At 62.9% G+C, this 19,552-nt stretch carries 17 protein-coding genes, 1 tRNA gene, 1 pseudogene and 1 riboswitch; of the genes and pseudogenes, 5 read left to right on the top strand and 14 right to left on the bottom strand.

Annotated features, from left to right (window positions below):
- Nucleotides 1-40 precede the first annotated feature (40 nt).
- Nucleotides 41-1,437, bottom strand: a pseudogene (locus tag ACP8ML_RS04155) (HtaA domain-containing protein).
- Between the two features lie 387 nt (nucleotides 1,438-1,824).
- Between ACP8ML_RS04155 and ACP8ML_RS04150 the strand changes: the two are divergent.
- A complete protein-coding gene (locus ACP8ML_RS04150; protein ID WP_171048577.1) occupies nucleotides 1,825-1,998 on the top strand; it encodes a hypothetical protein in 174 nt (57 codons plus the stop codon).
- A gap of 118 nt (nucleotides 1,999-2,116) precedes the next feature.
- Here the strand turns inward: ACP8ML_RS04150 and rpsA are convergent, their stop codons facing one another.
- On the bottom strand, nucleotides 2,117-3,613 hold the full coding sequence (rpsA, locus tag ACP8ML_RS04145) for a 30S ribosomal protein S1 (protein WP_004811777.1): 1,497 nt from the start codon (nucleotides 3,611-3,613) through the stop codon (nucleotides 2,117-2,119).
- A 450-nt stretch (nucleotides 3,614-4,063) separates the two neighbouring features.
- On the opposite strand from rpsA, the gene ACP8ML_RS04140 reads away from it, so the two are divergent.
- Both ACP8ML_RS04140 and ACP8ML_RS04135 read left to right on the top strand, forming a co-directional pair.
- Nucleotides 4,064-4,711: a class F sortase gene (locus tag ACP8ML_RS04140; protein ID WP_065673988.1), complete on the top strand. Its 648-nt coding sequence runs from the start codon at nucleotides 4,064-4,066 to the stop codon at nucleotides 4,709-4,711.
- Between the two features lie 79 nt (nucleotides 4,712-4,790).
- On the top strand, nucleotides 4,791-7,634 hold the full coding sequence (locus ACP8ML_RS04135) for an FAD-binding and (Fe-S)-binding domain-containing protein (protein ID WP_486703034.1): 2,844 nt from the start codon (nucleotides 4,791-4,793) through the stop codon (nucleotides 7,632-7,634).
- 369 nt (nucleotides 7,635-8,003) lie between these two features.
- On the opposite strand, the gene polA is transcribed toward ACP8ML_RS04135, so the two are convergent.
- Nucleotides 8,004-10,682, bottom strand: a complete 2,679-nt coding sequence (gene polA, locus ACP8ML_RS04130) for a DNA polymerase I (protein ID WP_117189284.1) — start codon at nucleotides 10,680-10,682, stop codon at nucleotides 8,004-8,006.
- A gap of 71 nt (nucleotides 10,683-10,753) precedes the next feature.
- On the opposite strand from polA, the gene ACP8ML_RS04125 reads away from it, so the two are divergent.
- Nucleotides 10,754-11,167 (top strand): PaaI family thioesterase, encoded by a 414-nt coding sequence (locus ACP8ML_RS04125; protein WP_117189285.1) that lies wholly within the window; start codon nucleotides 10,754-10,756, stop codon nucleotides 11,165-11,167.
- A 19-nt stretch (nucleotides 11,168-11,186) separates the two neighbouring features.
- On the opposite strand, the gene ACP8ML_RS04120 is transcribed toward ACP8ML_RS04125, so the two are convergent.
- Nucleotides 11,187-11,834, bottom strand: coding sequence for an ANTAR domain-containing response regulator (locus ACP8ML_RS04120; protein WP_036975884.1), 648 nt, complete (start codon nucleotides 11,832-11,834; stop codon nucleotides 11,187-11,189).
- 175 nt (nucleotides 11,835-12,009) lie between these two features.
- Between ACP8ML_RS04120 and ACP8ML_RS04115 the strand changes: the two genes are divergently transcribed.
- Nucleotides 12,010-12,092 (top strand) — tRNA-Leu (locus ACP8ML_RS04115).
- 8 nt (nucleotides 12,093-12,100) lie between these two features.
- Here the strand turns inward: ACP8ML_RS04115 and ACP8ML_RS04110 are convergent.
- From ACP8ML_RS04110 to ACP8ML_RS04065, 10 genes are all read right to left on the bottom strand, one after another.
- Nucleotides 12,101-12,472: a fluoride efflux transporter FluC gene (locus tag ACP8ML_RS04110; protein ID WP_117189286.1), complete on the bottom strand. Its 372-nt coding sequence runs from the start codon at nucleotides 12,470-12,472 to the stop codon at nucleotides 12,101-12,103.
- On the bottom strand, nucleotides 12,469-12,900 hold the full coding sequence (locus ACP8ML_RS04105) for a fluoride efflux transporter FluC (RefSeq protein ID WP_065673943.1): 432 nt from the start codon (nucleotides 12,898-12,900) through the stop codon (nucleotides 12,469-12,471). Before ACP8ML_RS04105 ends, ACP8ML_RS04110 begins: the two co-directional genes overlap by 4 nt.
- Nucleotides 12,891-13,451 (bottom strand): universal stress protein, encoded by a 561-nt coding sequence (locus ACP8ML_RS04100; RefSeq protein WP_249361226.1) that lies wholly within the window; start codon nucleotides 13,449-13,451, stop codon nucleotides 12,891-12,893. Before ACP8ML_RS04100 ends, ACP8ML_RS04105 begins: the two co-directional genes overlap by 10 nt.
- Nucleotides 13,452-13,544: 93 nt before the next feature.
- A riboswitch (Fluoride riboswitch) is annotated at nucleotides 13,545-13,615 on the bottom strand.
- 135 nt (nucleotides 13,616-13,750) lie between these two features.
- Nucleotides 13,751-15,127, bottom strand: coding sequence for a pyruvate kinase (pyk, locus tag ACP8ML_RS04095; RefSeq protein WP_486703066.1), 1,377 nt, complete (start codon nucleotides 15,125-15,127; stop codon nucleotides 13,751-13,753).
- A gap of 175 nt (nucleotides 15,128-15,302) precedes the next feature.
- Nucleotides 15,303-16,223, bottom strand: coding sequence for an RluA family pseudouridine synthase (locus ACP8ML_RS04090; RefSeq protein ID WP_117189287.1), 921 nt, complete (start codon nucleotides 16,221-16,223; stop codon nucleotides 15,303-15,305).
- Nucleotides 16,220-16,726: a signal peptidase II gene (locus ACP8ML_RS04085; protein ID WP_065673939.1), complete on the bottom strand. Its 507-nt coding sequence runs from the start codon at nucleotides 16,724-16,726 to the stop codon at nucleotides 16,220-16,222. The genes ACP8ML_RS04090 and ACP8ML_RS04085 overlap by 4 nt, the downstream gene beginning before the upstream one ends.
- A 59-nt stretch (nucleotides 16,727-16,785) precedes the next feature.
- A complete protein-coding gene (locus tag ACP8ML_RS04080) occupies nucleotides 16,786-17,265 on the bottom strand; it encodes a TraR/DksA family transcriptional regulator (protein ID WP_004811792.1) in 480 nt (159 codons plus the stop codon).
- Nucleotides 17,266-17,424: 159 nt separating this feature from the next.
- Nucleotides 17,425-18,516, bottom strand: a complete 1,092-nt coding sequence (locus ACP8ML_RS04075) for a DivIVA domain-containing protein (protein WP_486703033.1) — start codon at nucleotides 18,514-18,516, stop codon at nucleotides 17,425-17,427.
- Between the two features lie 149 nt (nucleotides 18,517-18,665).
- The gene (locus ACP8ML_RS04070) at nucleotides 18,666-18,956 is read right to left on the bottom strand and encodes a YggT family protein (protein WP_065673937.1); all 291 of its coding nucleotides are present in this window, start codon (nucleotides 18,954-18,956) and stop codon (nucleotides 18,666-18,668) included.
- An 11-nt stretch (nucleotides 18,957-18,967) separates the two neighbouring features.
- Nucleotides 18,968-19,483, bottom strand: a complete 516-nt coding sequence (locus tag ACP8ML_RS04065) for a cell division protein SepF (RefSeq protein WP_065673936.1) — start codon at nucleotides 19,481-19,483, stop codon at nucleotides 18,968-18,970.
- Between the last annotated feature and the right edge of the window lie 69 nt (nucleotides 19,484-19,552).

Raw genomic sequence — 19,552 nt, 5'->3', positions numbered from 1 at the left:
AGGTCGGGCGACCCCACCCCCATGAGTCAGGTTGGCTGGATCAGCGCTCGGCGTAGCGGCGTCGGCACGCGGCCACCGTCGAGATGACGACGATGAAGGCCAAGCTGCTAGCAGCAGCGAGGTCGCCACGAGCGGCCGACGGTACGAGGGCACCGGTGGCGGGCAGCCCACGACCGGACCCAGGACCGCCGCTGATGACCTTGCCGGTGACAGCATCGATGGTGACATCGTGGCAGACCTTCTCGGCCGAGAGGGTGACACTCGGCGACAACGAATCCATCGGCTCCCCAGCCTTGTAGAACCCGGCAAACGCCTTGGCACCCTGGGCCTTGAGCTTGACCGAAGAGCCATTGATCTTGACATTTCCAGAGGTGGAAGTGGAGAAGGTGGCAAAGTCAACTCGCCCGTAGTCGGTCTTCCTCCCATCCATCGAGGAGGACTTGACGGTCATGTACACGTGACCCGTTGACCCCTTGATGACCAGGGCGGGGTTGGAGATCGTCATGTCCAGGATGCCGTTGTGACCAGTCATGTGGACGGTCCCGGAGTAGTTGAGGGTGCCCGACTTGGTGGCGGGATCGAATGACCCGCTGCGCAGCGGGAAGGTGAAGGCCGAACCGTTCCAGTCAGCGCCGTCCGACAGCTTCCAAAAACCATTGGCGATCGGGCCACGCAGGTAGCTGGTGAAGGAGGTGCGCAGACCCCACCTGAGGAAACCGGCGGTGATCTTGGACCGGCCGTTGGTGCAGACCTTCCTGGTGATGGTGCGGTGGGGGCCGGGGTGGTGACAACCGGCTTCGCCGGTGCGGACTTGAGAGTGGGGGACGGCTTGGCAGAAACGCTGGACTTGGACGGCATGCTGGACTTGGACGGGGTGCTGGGCTTGACCGGGGTGCTGGGCTTGACCGGGGTCGACGGAGCGATCGATGGCTTTGGCGCCGGAGGAACCGGGGCCGCCTGGTAGGTCACCGGGGTACGAGTGTCATCGGACTTGTCGCGCATCCCGACGCCATGAGCCTTGCTGGTCAGAACGACGTAGCCCTTGCCCTTCTCAAAGGCAGGAACGTACATCTTGATGGTGAACGAACCATCCGCGGCCATAGGCGCGCCCTGGGTGAACTTGGAACCCACGGCCTTCATCGCCGGCGGGTAGACCCAGATCGTGGAGGTGGACTCCGTCATGGGCTTGTTCGGGTCGTACCCGACGAATTTGTCCGAATTACCGTAGAACTGCTTGACCGACGCGGGCGCGACGGCAACGTACACACCGGTCCCTTTGGTCGCGAATCCCTTTCCGGTGATGATGACCTTGCCGCCATCCCGGGATGCTTGTGAGACGGTCACAGTCGGACCGTCGGTCGCCCACGCTGCCGGAGCGACAAGAGCTCCAGCCAGGGCCAACATGGCCCCGAGCACGCTGGCGACAAGTCTGCGCATGGCCGATGTGGTCGTGAGGCGTCCCCCTTTGCTGATCGATTCGGCTCACCTTGAGCCGTTCCAACGGTTAGCCTCACCTAAATATTGCGCGCAAGGGTGAAAATGCTGGTCGCAGCCATGTGAGCAGAAGGAGACTTTGCGGAAAGGGCCCATGGTAAGGGCACCCTCTTCGGCCTTGCTGAACTCCCGAGCGTTGCCACGAAACTGTCCCTTCGACGACGAATACCGGTGAGAATCCGGAGCTGTCCCGCAACGGTGTGTCACTCCCCCGTGACAAGCTCGACCTGGTCGACGGGCGGCACACACTCTCGAGGCAAGAGTGAGTACCATGGTTCAGATTTCGCGCCGCGTCGTCCTGATGACAGCAGCCGTCGCTGCGCTGGCTCGATGCGGTTCCCGCGAATCGTCATCGTCGCCGTCCACCACGACATCACCGCGAAGCTCAAGAAGATGGGGCGCTGGGACATGGTCACCAAGGTCACCGAGGGGGAGAATAAGGCCATCACCTCCTGGTTCGAGAGACGCTACGGCAAGACTTTCGAGGAGGCCGCGACCAAGTAAGACCGTGGCTGCCCCGATCTATCAGGGCCCGCCTCGGCCCGGCCAGCTGATGAAACACGAGGGGCCCCGCCACGATGGCGGGGCCCCTCGACGTTGCGATGGGTCAACAACTGACCAATCAGTTGTGGGTCAGCTTGTCGCGGAGAGCCTGCAGGGCCTCGTCAGAAGCCAGCGAGCCCTCGGCCGGGCCACTGGTGTAGGACGACTGGGCTCCACCGTCGTTGAGGGCGGCCTCCTGCTCGGCCTGCTCGGCATCGATGACCTGCTTGCGATGAGCCTCCCAGCGAGCCTGGGCCTCGGCGTACTGCTGCTCCCAGGCGATGCGCTGCTCGTCGTAGCCCGGCTTCCAGTCGTTGGTCTCCGGATCGAAGCCCTCGGGGTAGATGTAGTTGCCGTCCTCGTCGTAAGAGGCGGTCATGCCGTAGAGCGACGGGTCGAACTCGTCAGACTCGACGTCGATGCCCTCGTTGGCCTGCTTGAGGGACAGCGAGATGCGGCGACGGTCGAGGTCGATGTCGATGATCTTGACCATGACATCGTCGTTGACGCTGACGACCTGCTCCGGGATCTCGACGTGGCGCTCAGCCAGCTCGGAGACGTGGACCAAGCCCTCGATACCATCCTCGACGCGGACGAAGGCACCGAACGGAACGAGCTTGGTGACCTTACCGGGAACGATCTGGCCAATCTGGTGCAGACGGGCGAAGGCCTGCCACGGATCTTCCTGGGTCGCCTTGAGGGACAGCGAGACGCGCTCGCGATCCATGTCGACGTCCAACACCTCAACGGTGACGGGCTGACCGACCTCGACGACCTCGCTCGGGTGGTCGATGTGCTTCCAGGACAGCTCGGAGACGTGAACCAGACCGTCCACTCCACCTAGGTCGACGAAGGCACCGAAGTTGACGATCGAGGAGACGACACCCTTGCGGATCTGCCCCTTCTGCAGCTGGTGCAGGAAGTTCTGGCGAACCTCGGACTGGGTCTGCTCGAGCCAGGCACGACGAGACAGCACAACGTTGTTGCGGTTCTTGTCGAGCTCGATGATCTTGGCCTCGATCTCCTGGCCGACGTAGGGCTGGAGATCGCGGACGCGGCGCATCTCGACGAGGGATGCGGGAAGGAAGCCACGCAGGCCGATGTCGACGATCAGACCACCCTTGACGACCTCGATGACGGTACCGGTGACGACGCCATCCTCTTCCTTGATCTGCTCGATCGTGCCCCAGGCGCGCTCATACTGAGCGCGCTTCTTGGACAGGATGAGGCGACCCTCCTTGTCCTCCTTCTGCTGGACGAGGGCCTCGATCTCGTCACCGACGTTGACGACCTCGAAGGGGTCCACGTCATGCTTGATCGACAACTCCTTGGACGGGATGACGCCCTCGGTCTTGTAACCGATGTCAAGGAGAACCTCGTCGCGGTCCACCTTGACGACGGTGCCAGAAACGATGTCGCCGTCGTTAAAGTACTTGATGGTGGCGTCCACAGCGGCCAGGAAGGCCTCCGGGCTGCCAAGGTCGTCAACCGCCACGGATCCATCGGCGGTGTTGGCGGCATTCTGCTGGTCGATGTCGACCGGGTTCGAGGTGGAGGCCTCAGTGGAGGAGGTCATGTAGTAGGACTCCGATTGATGTCAGGTGGTTTGAAACGCGTCGCAGCCCCGACCTTGGTGATCGAGCACGATCTACTCCCGTCCGAGATCGCACAGACCACAACGCAGAGATCAGTTTAATACCCAGGCATTCAAGGGTCAACCAGCCCCATACCTTTGCCGACACCTCTTCGTCATCCACACCGTCAACACGAGGTCGAGTCAGCAGGAGGCCAGCCTCAGGAGAAGGTACCCTGCATTCGGGAGTCCGATTTCGTCGGACACTAAGCCCTTCGGGAAACCCATCCCGAGAGTGGACCCTCACGCGCTCTGGAGGACATCACTGCCATGACTGATCAGTCTCCTCGCCCCGAAAGCCACGGCCCGTCGGCCAGGCGATCGCTCAGTTCCGCTGCCTCTGCTGGCGAGGACCCCCAGTCTGGTGGCCCGAAGTGGCGAATCGTCGCAATCGTGGTGGTCATTGCCCTGATCATCGCTGCCATTGCAGCCATCTTCGTCCAACGTGACACCGACGACGACTCCGCCGGCAGCCCGGCCTCCGGCTCGAGCACTGCCGCAGGCGGCTCACATACATCGTCGGCAGCCCCGCAGACCTCGGCCGAGAAGAAGGACCCCGCCCCGGCCGGCTGCATGAAGAACCCGAAGCCCATCGTGCCGGTCAAGTACTCCATCGACGGTATGAAAGTCTCCGCCAAGGTGCTGTCGCGCGGTATCGATGAGACTGGCGCCGCAGGGACTCCGCCGAAGAGCGATCCGTCCTCCTGGGCCTGGTTCAGCAAAGGCCCGAAGCCTGGCTCCGACAAGGGCAACGTCGTTTTGAATGGCCACACCTACCACAAGGGCGGGGCCATCGGGAACCGCTTGATGGCCGATCTCAAGAAGGGCGACATCATTCGTCTGACTGACAAGGCTGGGCAGACGGTCTGCTACCGCTACGACCACAAGACGAAGATCATGGTCAAGGATTACGACCCGAACTCCAATGTTCTTTACAACGACAACGGTCCTGCTCAAGCCATCATCGTTGTCTGTGACGATTACAAGGGCAAGGAGGACTGGGAGTCCCGCGTGTTCTTCCATGCTGATCCGGTCGCCTGACCCCAAGGGTTCACCACAAGTTCGCATAAGGCCACCCTGAGAAGGGCGCGCACGTTCGGTCATACCTAAAGTTAGGAATATGAACCGCGGTGCACGCTCGTCCATTCCGTCCACACTTCTCACCGATCTGCTCGCAGCGCTCGGGGAGACCAAGATCAGCCACGATCCTCTCAACCTGGCTGCGGTGGCCCCCGATGCCTCCCACTACCTCCTCACTCCAGGTGTCCTCGTCCGCGCCGGATCGACCTCCGATGTCGCAGCAGCCATGGCGGCAGCCAAACGCCACAACGTGGCTGTCAATTTCCGTTCCGGCGGAACGAGTCTGTCGGGGCAGGGCCTGACGAACGGCGTCATGGTCGACACCCGCAGGTCGTTCCGTGGCATTGAGGTTCTCGACGGTGGCCGCAAGGTACGCGTCCAGCCTGGGGCAACCGTCGTCGCAGTCAATGCGGTCCTTGCCAGGTACGGACGCAAACTTGGCCCCGACCCGGCCTCGTCAGTGGCATGCACCTTGGGCGGCGTCCTCGCTGACAACTCCTCGGGCATGAGTTGCGGCACCATCGCCAATTCCTACCGAACTCTGGATTCCATGGTCTTCGTGCTGGCCTCGGGGACTGTCGTCAACACCTCGGAACCACAGTGCGAGGACAAATTGGCCCACGACGAGCCAGAACTCGTGGAAACCTTGCTGGCGTTGCGCGATCAGTGCCGAGAGAAGGCCCGCGCTGATGAGATTGCCTTCCAGTTCTCTCGCAAGAACACCATGGGGTATGGGCTCAACGCCTTCCTCGACTACGACACCCCCGCCCAGATCCTCTCCCACCTCATGATCGGCTCCGAGGGCACACTCGGGTTCATCTCATCGGCTGTCATGAACACGGTGCAGATCATGCCGAAACTGGCCACAGCCCTCCTCCACTTCCCGACCCTTGACTCCGCAACCAAGGCCCTTCCCGCCCTGGTGGAATCCGGTGTCACCGTCACCGAGCTGATGGACTCCTCGTCCCTTCAGCTATGTCGCGACGACCCAGCCAACGGCCACATCATCCCGCCAGCCCCCGGAAGCGGAGACGCTGCTCTCCTCGTCGAGTACCACTGCCCCGACGATCAGTCCCGCAAGGAAGCCATCGAGGCTGGCAACTCCGTTATCTCCGGTCTTGACCTCGTCAACGAGCCCACCTTCACCGACGATCCCGCCGTCCGCGGCCCGATCTGGACCCTGCGCAATGGCCTCTACGCCAAAATTGCCGGCACCCGACCATCTGGCCAGACAGCACTGCTGGAGGACATTGCCGTCCCCGTCGAGACCCTCGCCGGGGTGTGCGGAGACCTACAGCAGCTCTTCGGCGAGCACAACTACCCGGAGTCGGTCATCTTCGGCCATGCCAAGGACGGAAACATCCACTTCTTGGTCCTCGAGGACTTCCGGGAGAAGAAGGGGCTGGATCGTTACGAACGATTCACCGAGGACATGGTCACCCTCGTCCTCGATGCCCACGGCACCCTCAAGGCCGAGCACGGCACGGGACGGATCATGGCCCCTTTCGTGGAGCGTCAGTACGGCCCCGATCTCTACCGGATCATGCGGCAGGTCAAGGAATCAGTGGATCCGACGGGTGTACTCAACCGCGGCAGCATCATCACCGACGACCCCAAGCTGCACCTCAAGGAGGTCAAGCTCACCCCGACCGTCCAGGAAGAGGTCGATCGCTGCGTCGAGTGTGGATACTGCGAGCCGGTCTGCCCGTCCCGCGATCTCACCGTGACTCCTCGCCAACGCATCGTCATGCAACGGGCCATCGCCCAGGCCCGCGACGACGGCGACGAGGAGCTGGCTGCAGATCTCGAGCAGCGCGCCACCTACCCGGTGGTGCAGACCTGTGCCGTCGACGGGATGTGCGAGACGAACTGTCCACTGCACATCAACACCGGAGACCTGGTTCGCCGCCTGCGAACCGAACAGAATCCAGCTGCTTGGCAAACCACCTGGGACCTGGCCGCCAAGGGATGGAATCCCTTCGTCACCGCGGCGAGCGCCGGAATGTCCGCAATCAAGCCGATCCCGGCGTCCGCCACCAATGTGCTCACCGGTGCGGCACGCGCTGTGCTGGGAGCCGACCGAATCCCAAAGGTGTCCGACGAGCTACCTGGTGGCGGGCACCGACGCAGTTCTGGACATCGCAGCGCACCAAGAGGACGACCGGAAGTCGTCTACCTGCCGGCCTGCGTCAACACCATGTTCGGTGGCGCGGTACCGGGCGAGCAGACCACGGAGTTCTCGATCATTGCGCTGCTCACTGCGGCTGGCATTGGCGTGACGGTCCCCGAGGGCATCAATTCGCTGTGCTGTGGCACGCCATGGAAGTCCAAGGGAATGACGGAGGGGTACGCAACGATGCGGCGTCGTGTCGTCGACGTCATGCGTCGGGCCACCAGGGATGGCGAATTGACAGTCGTCTCCGACGCCGTCAGCTGCTCGGAAGGGTTCGTGCATGAGCTTGAGTACGAGGGAGTCACGGGCATCCACGTCGTTGACGCCGTCCAGTACGTCGCCGACGAGGTGCTGCCGATCATGCCGCCCCTTCCCAAGGTGGGCCGGGCAGCCCTTCACCCCACCTGCTCCTCAACCCGGATGGGCTGGAATGACGCCCTCAAGCGTTGCGCCGAAGCGGTGGCTGACGAGGTCACCGTGGCAGATGCGTGGGGTTGCTGCGGATTCGCCGGTGATCGTGGCATGTTGCATCCCGAACTCACCGAATCGGCCACCCGACGGGAGGTAGCCGAGCTGGTTGCACAAGACTTCGACCTCTACCTGTCGGCGAACCGCACCTGCGAGCTCGGGATGGAACGAGCCACTGGAAAGCCGTGGCGTCACGTGCTCTCGGTCCTTGCCGAGCGCATGGTGGAGTATGCCCCGGCATGATCAGTGATTCGTAAGCCCTGCTGGCCCGGCCGACATCGGCCGGGCCAGTTGCGTATCGGGCGCAGGCGCCCCTCGGGTTCTGATGACTCCTCAACCCCCCGGCAACCAACAATGAGAGAAATATCTCTTTTTCTCTCCCAGAACGATCTCTGAATAGGTACAGTCCACTGCACTGCGTACCACATCGCCGTTGCAACGCCGGGAGTTCAGATGCCTCTCACCGCTACTACCGAAACCCGAACCATCACCGTCGATGGCACCGAAGTCACCTACTCCGGCTCAGTCTGGTTCGACATGGGGTGATCGTCACAACTGATGACGAGATGAGGGGCGTCCCGGTTGGGATGCCCCTCATCTCGTTGGCGGGGTTCAGTGCGCAGCGTCGAACCACGACCGTCCGACGCCAATCGACACCGCCAGCGGCACTGACAATTCCATGGCGTGGACCATCGCGTCGGTGACGATCTCGCGGACCCTCTTCTCCTCGCCATTGGCGACCTCGAGGATAAGCTCGTCATGGACCTGCAGCAGGACGCGACTCGTCAGACCAGCCTCGTCAAGTTTCTCGTCGGTGGCGAGCATGGCGAGCTTGATGAGATCTGCGGCCGATCCCTGGATGGGTGCGTTGAGGGCGGCGCGTTCCGCCATCTCGCGACGCTGGCGATTGGTCGAGGTGAGGTCGGGAAGGTAGCGACGGCGTCCCAGCAGGGTCTCGGTGTATCCCTGATGACGGGCCTGGTCGACGACCTCCTCGAGATATTCGTGGACCTTCCCGAAGATGCTGAAGTAATCAGCCATGAGTTCCTTGGCCTCGCCGACGCTCACCTTGAGCTGGTTGGACAGCCCATAGGCGCTCAGACCGTAGGCCAGACCGTAGTTCATGGCCTTGATCTTGGAACGTTGGGCGACACTGACATCCTCAGGAGCCACTCCGAAGACGTGCGAGGCCGTCACCGTATGGAAATCCTGCCCAGACCGGAAGGCGTCGATGAGGGACTGATCCCCCGAGACATGAGCCATGATCCGCATCTCAATCTGGGAATAGTCGGCACTCATGAGGGACTCATACCCCTCACCGACGACGAATCCTTCCCGAATGCGTCGTCCCTCCTCGGTGCGCATGGGAATGTTCTGCAGGTTCGGATCCTTGCTCGACAGGCGTCCGGTCGCGGCGATCGTCTGCATGTAAGTGGTGTGGACCCGGCCGTCGTCACGAACTTCCTTGAGCAGTCCGTCGACGGTCTGACGCAACTTGATGGCATCGCGATGCTCCAGCAGATGGGCCAGGAAGGGATGCTCGGTCTTCTCGTACAGACCAGCCAGCGCATCGGCGTCGGTGGTGTATCCGGACTTGGTGCGCCGGGTCTTCGGCATGTCGAGCTTGTCGAAGAGTATCCCCTGCAACTGCTTGGGAGAGGACAGATTGATCTTCTCACCAGCCGCCTCCCAGGCAGCCTCCTGGGCGCGAGTGACACGCTCGTCGAATTCGGATCGCAGCCCTTCCAGAACGTCGGCGTCGACGGCGATGCCGGCCCGCTCCATCGAGATGAGGCACCGCTGCACCCTCATCTCGACGTCGTGGAGCAGCTCGGACCCGCCGCGAGCCTCGACCTCCTTCTCCATGACGTCGGCCAGCTTGGTGACCGCCACCGCCCCCTCCATGGTTTCAGCGGACCGGTCGTCCCCGAAGTCGAGCATCCCTTGGTCGGACTGGTCCTCCTCCTCACCCAAGGTGACGTTGAGGTGGGTGCGCACCGCGTCGTCGAACTTGTGGGTGCGGCGATCCGGGTGCAGCAGGTACGAGGCAAGCTCGGTGTCGCAGGTGAGCCCATTGACCTCCCAGCCGCGCTCGGCCAACGCCTCCACCGGGCCCTTGGCCGAATGCATCGCCTTCGCATGGGCCTCGTCTGCGAGCCATTGTGCAAAGGCCTTCTCGTCACCCGGGCCGAGATCAGCTGTGTCGAACCACACCGCAGTGCCGTCTCCGGCTCCCAACGCCACGGCCTCCACGTCACCGGCCCCACTGCCCCAGGTGCCCGTGACGTCAACACCGATCCGGCCTTCCACCGTGGAGAGCCAGTCTCCCAAGGTGCCCGGCTCGAGCGCCGCGCCGGAGACGTCAAGGGTCTCGTCGATCTCGACGACCTCGTCGGCATCCGACTCGGATGCCAGCACACGCACACGATCCCACAGGGTACGGAACTCGAGGGTGTCGAAGACCGCGCGGGTGGCCTTGGGATCCCAGGCCTGACGAGCAAGGTCGGCCAGGGTGACGTCAAGGTCGAGGTCACGGACCAGGGCGTTGAGTTTGCGGTTACGAATGACGTCGTCGAGATGGTCACGGAAGGATTGGCCCGCCTTGCCCCTGACGGTGTCAGCCTCACGAATGAGGTTCTCCAGACCGTCATAGGCGTTGAGCCACTTCACAGCCGTCTTGGGGCCAACCCCGGGAACGCCGGGAAGATGGTCAGCGCTCTCCCCCACCAAGGCCGCCAGCTCGGGGTAACGGGCGGGGGGCACGAGATACTTCTCCTCGACGCCTTCCGGTGTCATGCGGGCGAGGTCCGAGACACCCTTGCGCGGATAGAGCACCGTCACCTGGTCATTGACGAGCTGCATGGCGTCCCGGTCCCCCGAGACGAGCAAGGACTTGAACCCCTCAGCGGTCGCCCGGGTGGACAGGGTGGCGAGAATGTCATCGGCCTCGTAGTTCTTCTTGGACAGATGAACGATGTGGAGGGCGTCGAGGACCTCCTTGATGAGGTCGATCTGGCCGGGGAATTCCGGCGGAGTGGCGGCTCGTCCCGCCTTGTACTCGGGGTACTCAGTAGTTCGGAAGGTACCACCGGCAAGGTCCCACGCCACCGCGATGTGCGTGGGCTTCTCGTTACGCAGCAGGTTGATGAGCATGGCGACAAAACCGTGCACCGCATTGGTGTGCTGGCCCGTCGAGGTGATGAAGTTCTCCACCGGCAAGGCATAGAAAGCCCGGAAGGCCATGGAATGCCCATCGAGGACCATGAGGGTGGGCTGCGTCGTCTCGCTCATGTCCTCGACTTTAGAGGACACCGCGGACAGTCTTGAGGGATCGACATGGCAAACGGTGGCATGCTTCACCTGTGAGCTATTCCATCCCTGAACATCCGCTTCCCGAGTGGCTGGCCGAGCTCGTCAGCCCCCTTGACGACAAACTCGGCGTCAAGGTACGTGAGATCTCTCCCACCCGCTGTGTCGTCACCGCACCGCTCGACGGCAACACCCAGCCCATGGGTCTGTGGCACGGCGGCGGCTCTGGCGTCCTCGTGGAGACAGCCGGCTCCCTGGCTGCCATAGCCCACGCGCGCACCTTCGAGCATTCTGCCGTCGGTACTGAACTCTCGGTATCGCATCTGCGCCCACCCCACGGCCATCAGGTCATCGCGACCGCGACGGCGGTGCATCTGGGCAGACACACAACGACCCACACCGTCGAGATTGTCGACAATGAGGGCCGTATCTGTGCTGTTGGAAGGATGACCTGTCAGGTCATCTGAGAATGGGGCTGCGCCGAGATCACTTCTCGTTCTCGGCGTGGTCAATGACTCCCTGAGCCACCTCGCGCATCGACTTGCGCAGGTCCATGGCGGTCTTCTGGATCCACCGGAAGGCCTCCGGCTCGGTGAGATCAAGGCTGGTCTGCAGGATGCCCTTGGCTTGGTCGACGATCTTGCGCGATTCCAGACGCTCCTCCAGGTCCATGACCTCGTCCTCCACGCCGCGGATCTCGGCAAAGCGGGCCATGGCGATCTCGATGGCCGGAATGACGTCCGAGGCATCGAAGGGCTTGACGACGTAGGCCATCGCACCGGCCTCCTTGGCACGTTTGATGAGGTCGCGCTGGGAGAAGGCGGTCAGCATGACGACCGCACAGATGCGGTCCTCGGCGATCTTGTCGGCTGCGGTGATGCCGTCCATCTTCGGCATCTTGACGTCCATGACGACCAAGTCAGGTTCGAGCTCATTGGCGAGACGGACAGCCTCTTCGCCGTCACTGGCCTGGCCGACGATCTCGTAACCATGCTCCTCGAGAAGCTCGACGAGATCAAGGCGGATGAGAGCCTCGTCCTCGGCCACCACGACGCGTGGATGTTCCTTCTCCACCCCCGAATCAGAGGTTGACCGGGTGGGGTCCTGTGGCTTGCTCACGGTGGTTCCTTGCATGTCGATCGTTGACAACTCGATTCAATCCTAATGGTTGACAGGCCTTGACGCACCTGCAGGCGTGCCCGATCGTAACGGCATTTCCCTCAGTGACGACCGAATGGTCGATCAGCGGCAACACCCAGTGGCCGCAAAATCGGCATACCGGCGCAACTGTGGCACAATAGGCGAGCCGGCCCGAGTGGCGGAATGGTAGACGCGGCGCACTCAAAATGCGCTGTCCTTGCGGGCGTAGGGGTTCGACTCCCCTCTCGGGCACCGTCGGCTTACACCAGTGATCCCAGGGACAGGCCCAGGATCGCTGCCAGCGCTCCCGCAATGGCCATCCCCAGACAGTGCAGAGCTCCCACGCTCATCCCACGGCTGGACGCGGTGCGCGAGGTCTCCACTGACGCCGTGCTGAAAGTCGTGAAGCCACCGCAGAATCCGGTTCCCAGCGGACCCTTGAGACTCTGTGAGAATCCCACATGGTTGAGAGCCACCGCGATGATGAATCCCAACAGCAGGGATCCCAGCACATTGATGACGAGGGTTCCCACCGGCACTGGGGCCGGGAAACGAGAGTTGACGCGCGAGTCAAGCACGAACCTCGTGACCGCACCAAGGCCACCAGCCAGGCAGATCCACAGCATCGTCATGACGACCTCCTGCGAACTGCAGCACGCACCGTGGTGATCATGGCCCAGGCCAGGAAGGCACCTGCCGCGACACTCGTCAAGAGGTAGGCAATGCCCAACAGCCAGTACCCAGACATGACACGCTGCCCGGACTCCACTGCGAGGGTGGAATAGGTCGTGAACCCGCCAAGCAGACCGGTGCCAAGGCAGAGCCGAACCGCTCGGCGAATCCCCTCGTCAGGGCCGGCATGGACGAGAACTTCGAGCAGGGTCGCGAGCACGAAGGCCCCGACGAGATTGGTCACCAGGGTCGCCCAGGGCACACCGTCGGCAGGAGCCGGCCAGGCGTGGGCTATTTCGGCTCGCATGAGGGTGCCCAGGCATCCCCCCAGGAAGACCAACCCCACCAGTACCGGACGACGATCGAGAAATCCCGATCTCACTGCCATGGCGAGGAATCCTTCCAGTCGACGACGGCGGTGGGCACCACAAGTACCGGGCGGTGCTGATGGTGGGACAGATTGGTCGCAATCGATCCACTCACGAATTCCTGGACCCGACGCCGGCGATGCGTTCTGGCTCCCACGACGAAGGCCGCGGCGTCAATGGCTCGAGCGAGGTGGGTCAAGGCACGATCTGGCCGACCAGCAAGGTATTCCAGCCACCACGGGACATCGCAGTCTCCCAAGGCTGTCGAGATTTCCTCGGTCAGACGCTGACGGAGGGTCTCAGCGTCACCATCCATGGCGTCCGGGTCGATGGGTACGGACACCACCGACCCATCTGTGTTCTCCTCGACGACACAGCGCCGCTGATCAACGTGGGCGAAGACAATTTGGGAGGCCTTGGTTGCACGGGCCAGTGAGGCAGCCGTCAGGGCCACCAGACTCGATTGCCCCGGAACCACCGCGACGACGATGGGGTGACCGCGGAACTCGACCATTCGGGAGGGGTGCGGCTGAGGCACTGCGCCATCTTTCGCCGCCATGTGTCCACTCATGACCATCCTCCGCATTGGAGGCCACGCGACTGCACGGGATCCATCGTCATCTCGCTCATTCATTGGTGCGAGGGCAGACTCCCACCCACGCATGACGGGGCAGGAACCATCAGCCAGATCGGCAGTTCGGCATCGGCCAGGCGGGATCCATCGCCGTCACGGACTTTACCAGCCCCGTCCCCCACCTCGTCGAATCCTTCCGAGGTGCGGACGAAGTCGCTCTCCCCGTCCTGAAAAGGGCGACGTCCCCCGCCCCAGAAGGGGTGAGGGACGTCGCGACAATCGAGGTTCAACCGCGATCAGTCGTCCTCCTTGATGCGAAGGATGCGCAGATCATTGGTCTTGCCGGGGATGTCCATCGGGGAGCCGGACAGCACGACGACGCGGTCGCCGACCGGCACGAAGCCCTTGTCACGCAGGTAGGCGTTGACCCAGCGGTACAGCTCCTCAGCGGTCTTGAAGACCGGGGTGACGACGGCGTGGGCACCCCACACCCAGGCGAGATCCTTGGTGGTGGTCTCATCAGGGGTGAAGACGATGAGCGGGGTGCTCGGACGCAGACGGGCGATACGGCGAGCGGTGTCACCGAACTTGGTGAAGGCCACGATGAACTTGGCCTCGGCACGTTCGGCGATCTCGGCAGCAGCCTTCGACATGATGCCGCCGGTGGTGTGCGGGTCCCAGTCGATCTTGGCGATCTTGTCCAGGCCGTGAGCCTCGGTGGACTCCACGATCTTGGCCATGGTGCGAACGGTCTCGCCCGGGAAGTCGCCAACGCTGGTCTCAGCGGAGGTCATGACGCCGTCGGCACCGTCCAGGATGGCGTTGGCCACGTCGGCAGCCTCAGCGCGAGTCGGACGGGGAGCGTGGATCATCGACTCGAGCATCTGGGTGGCCACGATAGCGGGCTTGGCCTGCAGACGAGCTTTCTCGATGATCTGCTTCTGGATCAGCGGGACCTCCTCGAGCGGGCACTCAACGGCCATGTCGCCACGGGCAACCATGACTGCGTCGAAGGCGTCGATGATCTCGTCGAGGTTCTCGATGGCCTGCGGCTTCTCGAGCTTGGCGATGACTGGGACGGTGCGTCCCTCCTCATCCATGATCTCGTGGACGCGGTCGATGTCGGAACCGTGACGGACAAAGGACAGGGCGACGAGATCGATGCCGGCCTTGAGTGCCCAGCGCAGGTTCTCCTCGTCCTTCTCGGTCAGGGCCGGGATGGACACGGCGACACCGGGAAGGTTGATGCCCTTGTGGTCACCGACCGGGCCGGCGACGGTGCAGTGGCAGTTGACGTCGTTGCCGCTGACGGAGTCAACCTGCAGGACGGTCTTGCCGTCGTCGATGAGGATGACGTCACCAGCCTTGCAGTCCTCGGGCAGTCCCTTGAAGGTGGTGGAGACGCGCTCCTGGTTGCCCATGATGTCATCGGTGGTGATGGTGAACTTGTCACCAATCTCAAGGTCGATCTTGCCGTTCGACTCTCCCTCGGCCTTCTCGAACAGGCCGGTACGGATCTTCGGGCCCTGCAGGTCGGCCAGGGCTGCCACGTTGAGCCCGAGCTCCTTCGAAACCGAGCGAACCAGGTCAAGACGCTCCTGGTGTTCGGAGTAGTCGCCGTGGCTCATGTTGAGGCGGGCGATGTTCATGCCAGCCTCCATGAGCTCCTTCATGGCGTCATGGCTGGACACAGCGGGTCCAAGGGTGTTCACAATCTTAGCTCTACGCACACCTCTCACGATACCGCCCGACATGGAGGGGACCCGACTCAATGAGCCTCTCAGCGCCGGATGTACACCAGACGTTCATCCATGATGCACGGATGACCACAGCCGACTGAGCGACTGTTCAGGCTTGCCTCACCACATCCAGCGCGTGCTGAAGATCCTCGGACGGGTCCGAGCGGAACGTCACCCATTCGCCACGTCCTGGATGGGTGAATGACAGTTCCGCGGCATGCAACCACTGCCGCTCCAGCCCCAGTTCCTTGGCCAGCACCGGATCACACCCGTAAAGCGGATCTCCACAGCAGGGATGTTTGACGGCTGCCATGTGCACCCGGATCTGGTGGGTTCGACCGGTCTCGAGATGCACCTTGAGCAGGGTCGCGTGACGGAAGGCCTCGATCGTCTCGTAGTGAGTGACGGAGTGACGCCCGCCGTCGACGATCGCCATCTTCCAGTCGTGACGATGATCACGACCGATGGGGGCATCGATCGTTCCCGTGAACGGATCGGGATGTCCCTGGACAAGGGCGAGATACACCTTGTCGACGGTTCGGTCCCGAAAGGCCTGCTTCAACAAGGTGTAGGCGTGCTCACTTTTGGCGACCACCATAAGACCGGAGGTTCCGACGTCGAGGCGCTGCACGATGCCCTGACGCTCCGGCGCCCCACTCGTGGAGATCGCGAATCCAGCGGCCGCCAGATGCTCGACGACGCTGGGACCATCCCAACCCAGAGACGGGTGAGCGACCACACCAGCCGGCTTGTCAACGACGACGATGTCAGAGTCATCGTGAACGATTCTCATCCCCTCGACGATCTGAGGGGTGATCGACGGGGTGGCGACGGGATCCGACAGATCGATGTCGAGCATCTGTCCCATGGCGACGCGAACAGACGCCCGGGACACCTTCTGCCCGTCCAGGAAGACCAACCCTTCCTCGATGAGATCGGCAATCCGGGATCGCGACACCCCGCTCATCCGAGCAGCAGCGACATCAACCCTCTCTCCGTCAAGACCATCAGGTACCAGCAGGACGCTCACATCTCCTCCTTCTCGTCGCGCTCCCCTCGTACATTGTCATCCGTCGCATGGCCTTCACCGTCGTGGCGGCCGAAGATCGACACCAGCACGACGAGGATCGCCGTACCGGTGATGAAGATGTCTGCGACGTTGAAGACCGCGAAATGCGGCAGGCTGATGAAGTCGACGACATGGCCACGCAATGGCCCAGGCTCCCGGAAGATGCGATCGGTGAGGTTCCCGCAGATACCAGCAATGAGCATTCCGCAAGCGATGAGGGACCAACGATGACGAGCCTTCGGGACCCCCCACGCACACACGACGATGAGCATCGCGATGGCAAAGAGGCTGATGAGGACGGTCGCCGTCGATCCCATGGAAAAGGCAGCACCAGGATTACGCAACAACCGCAGCGTGAAGAAACCGCCAAACCAGCTCGGCGGATCGTCGGGATCAAGATGAGCGACGGCCTTCGCCTTGGTCCATTGGTCAAGGCCATAGCCAGCCACCGCGATGACGACCATCACCAGACGCCAACGCCTGAGCTGCGCTCCTGTCAGCGTAGTCGGATCAGTGGGAGAGATCACCGGCGCTCTTCGCGCTGCTTGCACTTGACGCACATGGTGGCTCGCGGGAAGGCCTGCAGACGAGCCTTTCCAACGGCCTTGCCACAGGACTCGCAGGTACCCCAGGTACCCTCGTCGAGCAGCTGGAGAGCGAGCTTCGACTGGTCGTAGACGGCACGGGCGTTGCGGGTAACGGAGATCTCCTGGTCACGCTCGAACTGGGAGGAACCAACGTCGATGGTGTCCATGCCGGCACCGTCGTTGCCCTGCTTCATGAGATCGGCAAGGTCATTCTCGGCCTTGGCGAGGGCGGTACCCATCCTGTGGACATCCGACTCCAGGGCGTCGATGATCTCGCGAACCTCATCGGCCGTCCATGGCTCATCGCCGTCGCGCACCGGCAGGGAGGCGGCGATGGCCTCGGCATCATGATCTGACATGGAACTCTCCATCGTCATGCGGGGATCGTCCCCGGCTTGGTGGTGTGTGCCGCTCATGTCATCACCTACGTGGGAGGTACATGAACTGTGGGCAGACATTACACCCATGCCACTCACCCGTCATCCTCGTCGCCGGCTCCGAGGTTGGCCACCAGATGAACGACGCCGTGCCCCGGTCACATGACCGGGGCACGGTGTCTTAGAAAGTGTGTCGCGTCAGTTCTGCTGCTGGCCGCGGCCAATGAGAGCGTCGAGACGCGGGGTGGAGGAATCACCCGGAGCAACGCGGTTCTCCGACTTGAGCAGCTCGGGCAGCTCGGCGGGCTCGAAGACACCATTCTCCAGGTTGTCAGCCTGAGCACGCAGGTGGGAGGTGAGGGCATCGCGGTAGCTCGCCTCGAAGGAGCGCAGGTGGTCGACATTGCCTGCCAAGGTGTCACGCTCGGCCTCGAGCTCGCGGAAGAGCTCGGTGCGGCGGGTCTGGGCATCGGCATTGACCTTGTCAGCGTTGCTCTTGGCGTCCGAGGTCATCTTCTCGGCATTGACGCGGGCGCTGGACTCGATGCGCTCGGCACGGGTCTGGGCATCGACGGTGAGCTCGTGAGCCTTGGTCTCGGCAGCCTGAACCTTGCGACCGGCTTCCTGCTCAGCCTCGTGGACGACACGCTCGGCGTCGGCGAGGGCCAGCTCAACCATGCGGACCACGGCCGGAGAGGCTTCAGCGCTGGTGGTCACGACAAGCTTCTGGACGCCATCCTCGGTGGTCGTCGGCTGCTGTTGGGCGACCGAGGAAGTACGGCTACGGGAGGCAAGGGCCTGGGCATCACGCAGCTGGGCGCCAAGACGCTCGTTCTCGCTGCGCAGGCGGGCAACCTCGGCCGGGTCGATGTCCTGGCCCGGGCGCTGGGTGGCCCGACGCAGCTCCTCGATCTCGGACTGCAGGGAAGCCTTCTCCTGCTCGATCTGGTGGGCGCGGTTCTCGGCCTCCTGCTGGGCGGCCTTGGCACGATCGACCTCACCGGAATCAACCGCCGGACGATCATTCTGTTGGGAGCGCAGCTCCTCGATCTGGGCACGGAGGTGCTCGTTCTCGTCGACGAGCTCCTGATCGGCCTTCTGCTCACCCTGGTCGCCGGACCTAAGGGCCTCGACCTGGGCCTTGAGACGCTCATTCTCGTCGGTGAGGGTCATGAACGCCGCTTCAACCTTGTCGACGAAATCATCGACTTCAATGGCGCGGTAGCCCTCGCCGGGGCGTTTGACCATCGGGAAACGAACCTTGCGCACCTCTTCGAGGGTCAGCGTCATTGTGCACTCCAAGATGTCGGGAACAGTCAGGACCCGTGAGGCGGACCGTATGGTCCGGGGTGGACACGAGATGCCGACAAGGTTACTCCACCGCGGCGCTCGCGTCACTCGGGAGGCTCAACCTCACCTTCGGGGTATGGCCAACCCCCTCACCAGAAGAGGGCGACAACCAGCCTCTGAAGGACAGCCAGCAGGACGAAAACGATGATGAACCCAACCGAGAATCCGACATTGCCGAACCTCACCGGCGGCACAAGTCGATCAAAGAACTTGATCGGCGGATCCGTGATCGTGTAGACGATCTCAAACACCACTGCCAATGCGCCGTGCGGCTCGAAATCGCGCACCAGCAACGGCACCCAAGACATGAGCATCCGCACGATGAGCAACACCGTGTAAATCTGAATGAGCCACGTGAGAATGGTCCCGGCTAGGATCATGGCTGACTCCGTCAAGACTGGTTGAAGAACCCGCCACTGGCGATGCGGGCCTTGTCCTCCGGGGTGACATTGACATTGCGCGGGCACAGCAGGAAGACCTTGCTCGTCACCCGCTCGATGGTTCCGCGCAGACCGAAGATGAGACCGGCAGCGAAATCGACCAGGCGCTTAGCGTCGGCGTCGTCCATCTCGGTGAGGTTCATGATGACGGGAATGCCGTCACGGAACTGCTCGCCAATCGTCCGAGCCTCGTTGTAATTGCGCGGATGGACGGTCAGGATGCGGTTGATGTCGGCGATGCTCGGCTCCTCGAGTTCCGGGCGACGCTGCTGGACCGCCTTGTGTTCCCTGCCGCGCTGCCCGGTGGAGTCGTGATGATGCAACTGGGTCACCTCCGAAGATGGCTCGTACCCGTCGTCGGAGTAGACCTCCGTGGTGAGCTCCTCGTCCGGAAGATCCTCCTCGTCGTAGCGACGATCGTCGACAATTCCGACGTACGAGGCGATCTTCCTGCCGATTCCTGCCATCTGGAGCTCCTTCTCGTGGGTGCGTCCCCAAGACGGGGATCTCACCATTCAAGCCTGCCACGGATATTG

It is taken from the genome of Cutibacterium sp. LaCa_255, assembly GCF_057458005.1.
Note: the sequence above shows the minus strand (reverse complement) of the source record. Positions and strands in the feature narration are given on the sequence as shown.